Genomic DNA, 10,758 nt, shown 5'->3' on the forward strand with positions numbered 1-10,758 from the left:
TTTGTAAATAAACACCTATTATTATGGTGAGTCTTTTAGAAATAATTACTGGTGACACAAGGGTTTAGTCGAAGACTCACCATAATGAAACTCTCTACATAATGCCTCAAAGTGTGTACAGTTACATGCTTAGTAATATTAGTTTTTTTTATCGATTTCTTGAGCATTTTTTGAACACTACGTGGAGTTATAGAATCTGTACGACCATTTCCAGAAAACAAATATTCCGTAGGATGATATATTCGCCAATACTCTCTGAGAATTTCTAAATTTGATTTTGACAACAATGAATATCTATCTTTTTTTCCCTTTCCCTCCCTAATTAATATTTGCATGTTTTTACTATCAATATCTGTTATTTTTAGATTACAAACCTCACTAACTCTTAATCCTGCGGAGTAGACCGTCATAAGAATTGTCCTATGCTTAAGGTTATCAGTAACATCAAAGATAGACTTAACTTCCTCAGGAGACAAAACAGAAGGTAATTTTTTTGGTTCTTTAATCCTAAAAATTTTGTCCATATTCCAATATCTATTAAGTGTTATAGTATAAAAAAATTTAAGACCTGAATTAATATAATTAACGCTACCTTCACTTAACTTTTTTTCCATGATACAATAATGTAGATACTCACGTATGTCTTTTTCTTTTAAAAGCTCTGGTGCTTTATCGTAATATTTAGAAAAATTACTAACGTGACCAATATAGCGTTTTATGGTATTTGGGCTATATCCCTTTAGTTCCATATCCATTTTCATTTTTTCTCTTAATTCCGACATTAATAATAACACTCCCTTATTTTTTATTTCAACAATAAAAGTTTATAGGAAGTGTGAATTATAATAAAGTAGTATCTTATTTAAGATGCTATTTTTTTTATCTTATTAAGTAAAAAAGCAAAATTAAAGTAATTAGTACTCGTCTACCACCGTCTTTAGCGGTTTAGTTCTTGTATAGAAACACGAACTTTAGCTATATTACTACGTTTCTAAACACCTAACATCTAATTTATGCGAAAGGCGAACTTTTGATTGATAAAACGCGAACTTATACTATAATTAAGTTAATGGTTAATAAATAAATTATGGAAAGAGCGTGTAAATAAATGGTAGCATTAACAACAGATCAATATAAAAATATAATAGAAGTTATGAAACTAGGATTTAAAGTTGGAGATAAAGAATTTAGAGGAAATAATAGAATTGCAACTGCTTTAGTAATTCAAGCAAATTTAGGTTTAAGGATTGGAGATATATTAAATTTAAGGTTGCAGGATATAATTCGGGATGGAGATCGGTATCGGTTAAATATAGTAGAGGAAAAAACAGAGAAGAGAAGATCATTTACTGTTCCAGCTGAAATTTATAATTATATAAAAATGTATGTACTTGAAAATAACATAAGGGTAACTGCAAGGATTTTTAATATAACTGTTAGAGCAGCGCAAAAACAATTAAAATTAGTTACAGAGTATTTGAAGCTAGAGAATATATCAACTCATTCCTTTAGTTATCTATAGGTTAAATATATAATATAAATTACGTAAACCACGCTAATAGCGGGGCTTTTTTTTACGTAAAATTATAGTTATCTATAGTAATTATTTTACGTATATTACCTAGTTAAAGTGGGCAAATTAATGAGAGATTTTAGTACTAACAAAAGGAGTTATTATGAAAGTTCAAACTGTTAGGATCCCTAATATCAATAAAAAATCATGGATTGTTATAGGCGGTGATTTTTTACCTATAGAACCTATATCAGAGTTTATAAAATATATGGAGAACATAGAATATTCACCTAATACAATACGTTCCTATACATATCATCTTAAACTCTATTGGGAATATGTAAACGCTGCTGAACTAGAGTGGACTAAAGTTTCCTTAAGTGAAATTGCTAATTTCGTAGCCTGGCTTAGAAATCCACAGTTAGGGGTAGCCTTAATTCATCAGCAGCAATCCAAAAGAAGTGAATCTACAATAAATGCTATATTAACATGTGTATCAATGTTTTATGAATTCCATGAAAGAAATAATACTAGTATTAAAGAACTTAACACCAATCGTTATCAGAACACCCCTCATAAATACAAAGGGTTACTATATCATATTAATAAAGGTAAACCTGTAAAAAGCAGTATGATTAAATTAAAAGTACCAAAGAAAATACCTAAAACATTAACTCAAGAACAAATATTGCAAATAATAAATGCTTGTAATTGTATAAGAGATAAATTTTTAGTAAGTTTGGTTTATGAAACGGGTATGCGTATAGGTCAGGCTTTAGGGTTAAGACATGAAGATATACGTTCCTTTGATAACACAATTGATATTATTTATCGTGATGAAAATATTAATAATGCAAGATCTAAGTCTAAAGACCAAAATACTATTCATGTATCTAAAGAATTAATGACATTATATACAGATTATATTGTTCATGAATTTGGTGAAACAGATAGCGATTATGTTTTTGTTAACTTGTGGAAGGGAACTATAGGTGAACCCATGAGATATGAAACAGCAGTGGATATATTTAATAGATTAAGTAAAAAAATCGGTATTCATATACATTGGCATATGTTGAGGCATACTCATGCAACTGAATTAATTAGAAATGGCTGGGATGCTGCATATGTGCAAAAAAGACTGGGACATAAAAACATACAAACTACTATGAATACTTATATTCATTTAACAGATGAAGATATGAAGGAAGCATATAAAAAGTATTCAGATAAGATAAAGAGGTAATTTTATGAATGTAGATAATATATTGCTTTTATATTCAGAAGAAAAACAAAATAGGTTAAACGAAGAATTAAAAGGCTTCTGGAAAGAAGATATATGGATAATTAATGATGCGCCTGTTAATCAAGAGAAAAAAACTATCCATGATTATAAAGTATCTTTTAAATGTAGATCAAACAATCTAAAAACAGAGATAAAATATGCTTGTATGTATAAATTTAAAAATAATGAATGGGTTATTACATACACTTTAAGATTGCGTAATATTAAAATTATTATTAAGTGGATTGATGATTCAGGTATTAGTGTTAAATCATTTATGCTGAAAAATCTAAATGAATGGGAAGAATCACTAACCAATTATTTAAAAGAAAACAATATGGTTAGGCAATACAAAAAAGAAAGAATTGATGCTAGTCAAAATAAGAAAATTTCAATTGAAGTAGATCCTGCTGTTTCAGTTTTACGTCAAATCTATCGTACAATTGCAGATGTATATGATGAAAGAACTAAATATGATAGAGAGGTATGGGATTTAAGAGAATTAGGTATTAAAATTGATAAATCAAGGTCAGGTTATAAATTGAATTTTTCTAAAATAACTCAATCATGGCTTAATAAAGCTACAAAAAAATTTATGGCCTATAATTTAACTATCAATTCACCTTCCCATTGCATGTATCATATACAGGGATTAAATTGTTTTTCAGCATTTATTAAAGATAAACATCCGCAAATCAACCCATCAGAAATTAATAGAGAAATTATGTTTAATTATTTATATTATCTTCATGATATTGGCTTATCTAAAGGCACAAAGCAACACTATATTATAAATATCAGAAGTTTTTTTGAAAAATGTAGTCAGGAATATTGGCTAGACATTACTGAAAGTCGTTTAATTTATAGTGAAGATATTCCATGTAGAGATAAAAATGTACCTAGATATATTCCGCTCAATGTTGTATTACAATTAAATCAGCATTTAGACTCATTACCTGAAGTAATAATGCGGATGGTATTAATTCTTCAAGACTGTGGAATGAGGGTTACTGAGCTTTGTAATATGCCATTTGATTGTACTATGAAGGATGATTGTGAAGATTATTTTCTTAGGTACTATCAAGGTAAAATGAAAAAAGAACATAGCATTCCTATTACTAAAGAAATATCCAAGGTTATTATTGAGCAGCAAAAGTTTATAGTTTCTCAAAAATTACAATCATATGGTTTACTTTTTTGTAGTAAAAATGGTGAACCCATAAAACAAAGACATTTCAATACAATTCTAAATAAGATGGCATATGATAAAGAAATTCGTGATGATAAAGGAAATTTGTATAGATTTAAATCTCATCAATTTAGGCATACAGTTGGAACTACAATGATAAATAATGGAGTTCCCCAGCATATTGTTCAGCGTTACTTAGGACATGAAAGCCCTGAAATGACTAATCATTATGCTGAAATTCATGATAAAACTATGAAAAAGGCATTTGAAGAATATAGCAAAAAAACTGTAAATATACTTGGTGAAATAATTGAAAAAGAATCCTATGTTAACAATATAGATTTACAATGGTTAAAAAAGAATATACTAGCTCAAGCTCTACCTAATGGATACTGTGGCCTCCCAGCAGTTCTTGGAACATGTCCTCATGCTAATGGTTGTTTAACATGTGATAAATTTAGAACAGATATAAGTTTTTTAAGTCGACATAAAGCACAGTTAAATGAAACTAATAGAATACTAGTTGAATCCAAGAAAAATAATTGGCTACGTCAAGTTGAAATGAACCAACGTGTTAAAGCAAATTTAGAAGAAATTATTACTGCATTAGAAGATAAAGGAGTTACTCATTATGACAACTAACTTAGAATCATGGTCTAGAAATAAGCAGTTAATTTTAAACGATAAACTTACTGATATGTGGGCAGAAGATATTTGGACATTTAATAATTCAGATTGTAAAAATCAAAAATGGCATATTAATTTTTCTTGTAAATCTAATTCAATAAATACTGAATTAAAGTTTGCTTGTAATTATAAATTCAAGAATAATGTCTGGTCTCCAAAAACTAGAAAATTAGCTACATTTATTCATAGAATAATTAAATGGCTTAATAAACAAATCAAAAATGAAATAAGTTTAATGGCTAAATCCTGTGAGAAATGGATTATTTCCTTTCGTACTTTTTTGATTAGTGAAGGTAGATGGCATACTGCTAACAGATTAGTTATAAATGGCAATCAAGAATTAAAGACTTATGAAAAAGAAGATGAGTGTATATATATTTTTAATGGAATTTATAAAGTACTTCAAGAGTATTATGATGAAAGACCAGAATATGAAAAAGATATTTGGGACTTAAGAAAATTAGGGTATGAAATTAATAAAGCTACTCCACATTACAAATTAAATTTTGGAAAAATCCATCAAAAGTGGATAAAGGATGTTGCTAAAATATATATAAAGTATAATTTAATTAAAAATTCTATAGCAAATTCAATTAATAAATTGTTTGCTTTAAACCATTTTTCAGAATTTTTGTATGAAAATTATCCGCTTATAGAAGCATCTAATATTGATAGAGAATTAATTATAAATTATCTTTCTTATATCTCAAGCAAGAATATATCCACTAATTCTAAAAATCAGTATGTTATAAGTCTTAGAAACTTTTTAGAAATTTGTGGCAAACAAGAGTGGGGGGACATTACTTCAAAGCCACTTATATATAATGAAGATCTTCCGCAGCGTACTGAAAAACAGCCTCGTTTTATACCTGAAAGTGTTATGAAACAGCTTAATGAACATTTACACGAATTACCCCTTCATATTATGAGAATGGTATTAATTATTCAAGAATGTGGTATGAGAATTAGTGAACTTTGCACAATACCATTTAATTGTTTAGAGCAAGATTCAACTGGAGATTGGTTTCTTTTATATTATCAAATTAAAACTAAAAAAGAACACCGCATTCCTATTAAAAATGAGATAGTAGCAATTATACAAAAGCAACAGCATGAAGATATAAAACAAGTCATTAAAGAACCTAAATATCTCTTTTATGACTTGAAAGAAAGAATTATAACTAGACAGGTATTTTCAAATGCCCTAAACAAAATGGCATATAATAATAAAATCTGTGATGATGCTGGTGAACTTTTTAGGTTTAAAGCTCATGGATTTCGTCATACAGTAGGAACTCGTATGATAAATAACGATGTACCTCAATATATTATCCAGCGTTATTTAGGTCATGAATGTTCTAGAAGTACCAGTGGTTATGCACATATTTTAGATCAAACATTAAAAAAAGAATTCGCAGTGTTTAAGGGTAAGATGATTGATGTAAATGGCAAAATAATTAATGATAATTCTTCACCAGATAATGTTGAACTGCAGTGGCTTAAAAAGAATGTAATGGTTCAAACATTGCCTAATGGATATTGCTGTTTGCCAGTATCCTCGGAAGAATGTCCTCATGCTAATGCATGTTTAACCTGTACTCATTTCCGCACTGATCCAGGCTTTTTAGATATGCACAAAAAACAATTAGAATCTACAGAAAAAATAATGAAAGAAGCTGAAAATAAAGGATGGAAGCGAATATTGGAAATGAATCAAAAAATAAAAGAAAATCTAGAACACATTATTTCAACGTTAGAAGGTGATGAAAATAACACATAAACGTAATATTGAAGGATTAATTGAAAGTGCTAAGAAACGGCGTGATGAAACATTAAAAAGAGCAGATGAAGGAATTAAGAAGTTAATTAAAGAGGGCAAATCTATTAATTTTAAAACATTATCTGAAGCAGCTAATATTTCTACAACATGGATTTATAAACAACCTGAAATTAGTGAAAGAATTAAAATGCTTCGCAGTCAGGAGAAAGGAAACGCTATTGCAAAACCTAGAATAAAAACAAGTGACGCTTCAAAAGATGCAATGTGTGCAGCCTTTAAAAATCGTATTAAACAACTTGAAGAAGAAAATAAAACGTTAAAAAAACAAATTGAAGTACTATATGGTCAGATATATAAACAATAGTTAACTATTGTTTATAATGGTATAATTTACTTATAAGTAAGGTTGGTTATTCCAAAATAACTTGGCTTGATAATGATATTTTTTAGAATATATGAGAGATATGTTATAAATTTGTAACAACTGTATTGTATACTTATTGAAGTAAGGGGGTTAGGCTATGAATAATAATATACTTATAATTGAAGACGATGAATGTATAAGAGAAATTTTAACATATTCACTTAAAGAAGAAGGGTTTAAAGTATTTGAAGCTGCAAGCGGTATAGAAGGATTAAAAATCTTAGAAAATCAATATATAGAATTAATTATACTGGATTTAATGTTACCTGATATAAGTGGCTTTGAAATATGTAAGAAGGTATCAGTAGAATATAAAATTCCTATAATAATGCTTACAGCAAAAAATGATATTATGGACAAAATAGTAGGATTAGAACTTGGAGCAGACGATTATATTACTAAGCCTTTTGACATAAGAGAAGTAGTTGCAAGAGCAAAAGTTAGTATAAGAAGAATAGAACAATTTAAAAATATTAAAGATATAAAAAATATTATAAAATTAGAAAAAAATGTAACAATATTTAAAGATAGCTATGAAGTATTTAAGGGAGATAAATTAGTGAATCTTACAGCAAAAGAGTATGAATTGCTATATAAACTGGCAGAGAATAGGGGGAAAGTATTTTCACGTGATAAACTTTTAGAAACCATATGGGGGTTTGATTTTGAAGGTGAAAGCAGAACTGTAGATGTCCATATTCAAAGGTTAAGAAAAAAATTATCTAGTGATAAAAACAACTCAGTGATAAAAACCGTATTTGGAGTAGGTTATAAGATTCTGTAGGAAGGGGATTTATTTTTCATGAAAATGTCTATAAAACGTAAATTTATCATTGGGCTTTTGGTTATATTTTATATAGGATATAACACAATGAGCTTTTTTATGAATAAGCTTATTGTAGAAAATAATAAAGATATAATAAGTAAGGAATTAGTAACCTTTGAAAAAGATTTGAACACATATTTAAGACAGTATTTTGAATTGAAAAATAAGGATATGTATTCTAATAATTTTAATAATTCTAGTAATGATATAGCTTCAGATTTGTCTATAAAGGTTGGAAATAGAATAATGATTTACTCCTATGACGGAAAATTTTTAGTTGATTCTGCAAATGCAAATGGAAAAGTACTAAATTATGAGGACAGTGATAATAAAAACAACTATAGTGATGAAGATTTAAAATTATCTATTGATAACAAGTCTGCATTTACAATAGTACCCGTTAAAGATAAATATTTAGTTGTTTTTTCATGTCCTGTTATAAACAACAAAAAAAGTATAGGGATTGTTAGATCTGTTATGGATTATTCGGAAATATTTAGTTCTAGTAAAAATTTGTTAAAGCTAACCAACACCTTTGTATTATTAGTTTTCGGAGTGATTTTTTTATTTGTAGTATTGTTAGCTACAAAAATAACTATACCAATATTGAAATTGAGTAAGGTTATAAAAGAGGTTGCAAAAGGCAATTTTGAGGAGAATATAAATATTACTTCCAAAGATGAGATAGAGGAATTATCCTTAAATTTCAATAAAATGAAAAATAGAATAAAAAATCAAATAGAAACTATAGAAAATGACAGAGATGATTTGAGAATGATTGCAGGCCATAGGAAAATTTTCTTTGATAATATAACTCATGAAATGAAAACTCCTTTGACTATAATATCTGGATATTGTCAAATACTCCTTAAGCAAGACTTTAAGGACAAAGAATTCGCTAGGAAAAGTATAAAAAAGATAAATGATGAAAGTGAAAGAATGCATAATATGGTAATTGAACTATTAGAAATATCAAAGGTTGAGTCAAACATAACTTCCTATATAGAAGAAGAAGTTAATGTATCACAAATTTTAGATGCAGCATGTAATGATATGAAAATAAGAGCAAATAAATATGAAATACATATAGAAAAAGTTATAGATAAAGAGGTTATTGTATTAGGTAATCCAAACGAGATTAGAAGGGTAATTATAAATATAATAGATAATTCTATTAAGTATGGCAATGTTAACTCTACCATAAGTGTAAAGTTATCCAAGGAAAATGGTAACTGTAATATAATTATTAAAGATAAAGGACAAGGAATACCTTCTAATAAGTTAGAAATGATATTTGAACCTTTTTATAGGGTGAATAAACAAACTTCAAGAGAATCAGGAAGTTCTGGATTGGGACTATCTATAGTAAAAAAAATTATAGATAAACATAACGGAAGTATAAAAATAATTAGTCAGGAGAGAAAAGGCACTGAAGTACATATAGTAATTCCTCTAAAAGTTTACAACATTGTAACATCATGTTAACTCAATGTTACAACTTTTGTTTATAATTAACTTATAAAATTTAAATTTAGGAGGAAGAAATTATGGGACAAGGAAATAAAAATTGGAAAGTAGGGGCCGTAGTTGTAGGAATATTAGTGTTAGGGGCAGTTAGTGTAGTATATTCATACTCCAAGCCTTTAATGGCAAGTAATAATTCTGTAGTGCTGTCGGATAACAAATTAAAGGCAAATGACTCAGATGAATATAAGCCACTTCAAGTAGTAAAGAGTGAAAAAACAGATATGATAGAAGGCCTTAATAATATGATAGGCATAGTAGGAGATAACCAAGCTATTGTTCAAATAGGACTCAGTAGAAAGGATATAGAGTCAAAAATTAAAAAATTTGATAATGTAAATGAAGAATCTAAGTTTATTAAGGAGGTTATCGGAGGTACCTATAAAATTAACTTATCTACTTTTGAAAAATCACCTTCTAATTTGGAAGATGGAGCTATAATTTCTCCCGATAATACAAAGTATATATATGATACAAAGGAAAATGGTGAAAGTTACCATTATATAGTTGATATAAAAACCAATACCAAAAAGATAATTAATGTTAAGGGCAATATATTGCTGGGGTGGTCTACAAATAGTAAATATATAGTAGGGTTATCATCTGCTAAAAGCCCATTAATAGTTGTATATGACGTTGAAAATGACAAATTGAAAGAATTTAAAGAGGGTAATCAGAGAATAAACCCATTTTCAGGTGTTTATAGCAATAATGGAAAAGATGTTTATTTTGTAGGTACTACTAGTGCGAAAAACAATGAAAAAACAATTATAACAGAAGGAATTTATAAGCTAAGTACAGATGATGGAAAAGTGCAACCTGTTATGATTTTACCAGAGGCTGAATTAAAATCACTTAGAAATCGTATAGTTAACTATGGGTTTAGTGTTGTTAACGATGGACAAAAAATAGTTTTTGAGGCAGATATAAATGGGGAAGATGGCTTATTTATTTATGATGTAAATAGTAAAAAAACTAATAAATTTGCACAATCAGTAGGAAGCCATCTTGTTCCATTTTGGATTTCTCCGGACGAAAATAAAATTGTTTATGCAACGTATAGCGGTGAAGATGATAAAGGAGTATGGAGTATATATGTTGCAAAGTTTAACGGAAACGAAATAGTTAATAAGATTTTATTACTTAAAGATATAAATTATTATAATGGACTTAATCAGAATGGAGTATTTTGGAATAATGATAGCAATAAAGTTACGATTTTCGAATCTAAAATTTTTAATTTAGATGGTAGGTTCTTTGCTGAAAATGGAATTATTCATGGCATACATTTAAAATAGAAAAAAGCAATCCTATTTAGAATAGTTATGAAAGACTTCATTAAATGATAATACTTTTGATGATTCTCTCAAAATGAGTTAGTTAAATTATTTTAAATATATAAACAAGTCTCAAAAACGTTCGTTTTTGAGACTTGTTTTAGTTTTAAGTATTTTTCTATAAAATATCATCAAAACCATATCAAAACTTATCTCAAAATCATAGTATTAATACTTGACCACTAAGTTAAGT

Annotated in this window: 9 protein-coding genes; 8 read left to right on the forward strand and 1 reads right to left on the reverse strand. The window is 27.9% G+C overall.

What is annotated here, in order from left to right; translation table 11 throughout:
* Positions 1-35: 35 nt before the first annotated feature.
* Positions 36-782 carry a tyrosine-type recombinase/integrase gene (locus tag KPL55_RS24545; protein WP_216309385.1) on the reverse strand — a complete coding sequence of 249 codons (747 nt, stop codon included), beginning with the start codon at positions 780-782 and terminating at the stop codon, positions 36-38.
* Between the two features lie 326 nt (positions 783-1,108).
* Between KPL55_RS24545 and KPL55_RS24550 the strand changes: the two genes are divergently transcribed.
* The 8 genes from KPL55_RS24550 (at position 1,109) to KPL55_RS24585 (ending at position 10,526) form a co-directional block, all read left to right on the forward strand.
* Positions 1,109-1,522 carry a site-specific integrase gene (locus tag KPL55_RS24550; RefSeq protein WP_216309386.1) on the forward strand — a complete coding sequence of 138 codons (414 nt, stop codon included), beginning with the start codon at positions 1,109-1,111 and terminating at the stop codon, positions 1,520-1,522.
* A gap of 154 nt (positions 1,523-1,676) precedes the next feature.
* Positions 1,677-2,759, forward strand: coding sequence for a tyrosine-type recombinase/integrase (locus KPL55_RS24555; RefSeq protein WP_216309387.1), 1,083 nt, complete (start codon positions 1,677-1,679; stop codon positions 2,757-2,759).
* A 4-nt stretch (positions 2,760-2,763) separates the two neighbouring features.
* On the forward strand, positions 2,764-4,629 hold the full coding sequence (locus KPL55_RS24560; RefSeq protein ID WP_216309388.1) for a tyrosine-type recombinase/integrase: 1,866 nt from the start codon (positions 2,764-2,766) through the stop codon (positions 4,627-4,629).
* A complete protein-coding gene (locus KPL55_RS24565) occupies positions 4,619-6,454 on the forward strand; it encodes a tyrosine-type recombinase/integrase (RefSeq protein ID WP_216309389.1) in 1,836 nt (611 codons plus the stop codon). Before KPL55_RS24560 ends, KPL55_RS24565 begins: the two co-directional genes overlap by 11 nt.
* On the forward strand, positions 6,438-6,818 hold the full coding sequence (locus KPL55_RS24570) for a DUF6262 family protein (RefSeq protein WP_216309390.1): 381 nt from the start codon (positions 6,438-6,440) through the stop codon (positions 6,816-6,818). The genes KPL55_RS24565 and KPL55_RS24570 overlap by 17 nt, the downstream gene beginning before the upstream one ends.
* 157 nt (positions 6,819-6,975) lie before the next feature.
* Entirely contained in the window at positions 6,976-7,662 is a 687-nt protein-coding gene (locus KPL55_RS24575; RefSeq protein ID WP_216309391.1) for a response regulator transcription factor, read from the forward strand.
* A gap of 99 nt (positions 7,663-7,761) precedes the next feature.
* A complete protein-coding gene (locus KPL55_RS24580; protein ID WP_216309392.1) occupies positions 7,762-9,189 on the forward strand; it encodes a HAMP domain-containing sensor histidine kinase in 1,428 nt (475 codons plus the stop codon).
* 62 nt (positions 9,190-9,251) lie between these two features.
* The gene (locus KPL55_RS24585) at positions 9,252-10,526 is read left to right on the forward strand and encodes a TolB family protein (RefSeq protein ID WP_216309393.1); all 1,275 of its coding nucleotides are present in this window, start codon (positions 9,252-9,254) and stop codon (positions 10,524-10,526) included.
* Positions 10,527-10,758 lie beyond the last annotated feature (232 nt).

This window comes from Clostridium lacusfryxellense (assembly GCF_018861735.1).
In the GTDB taxonomy this organism is placed as follows: domain Bacteria; phylum Bacillota; class Clostridia; order Clostridiales; family Clostridiaceae; genus Clostridium_AD; species Clostridium_AD lacusfryxellense.

Excerpts from the sequence above, each read along its gene's own strand:
- KPL55_RS24545 (WP_216309385.1), bottom strand. The coding sequence starts at position 782 with ATGTCGGAATTAAGAGAAAAAATGAAAATGGATATGGAACTAAAGGGA.
- KPL55_RS24550 (WP_216309386.1), top strand. The coding sequence starts at position 1,109 with ATGGTAGCATTAACAACAGATCAATATAAAAATATAATAGAAGTTATG.
- KPL55_RS24565 (WP_216309389.1), top strand. The coding sequence starts at position 4,619 with ATGACAACTAACTTAGAATCATGGTCTAGAAATAAGCAGTTAATTTTA.
- KPL55_RS24555 (WP_216309387.1), top strand. The coding sequence starts at position 1,677 with ATGAAAGTTCAAACTGTTAGGATCCCTAATATCAATAAAAAATCATGG.
- KPL55_RS24580 (WP_216309392.1), top strand. The coding sequence starts at position 7,762 with ATGAATAAGCTTATTGTAGAAAATAATAAAGATATAATAAGTAAGGAA.
- KPL55_RS24570 (WP_216309390.1), top strand. The coding sequence starts at position 6,438 with ATGAAAATAACACATAAACGTAATATTGAAGGATTAATTGAAAGTGCT.
- KPL55_RS24560 (WP_216309388.1), top strand. The coding sequence starts at position 2,764 with ATGAATGTAGATAATATATTGCTTTTATATTCAGAAGAAAAACAAAAT.
- KPL55_RS24575 (WP_216309391.1), top strand. The coding sequence starts at position 6,976 with ATGAATAATAATATACTTATAATTGAAGACGATGAATGTATAAGAGAA.
- KPL55_RS24585 (WP_216309393.1), top strand. The coding sequence starts at position 9,252 with ATGGGACAAGGAAATAAAAATTGGAAAGTAGGGGCCGTAGTTGTAGGA.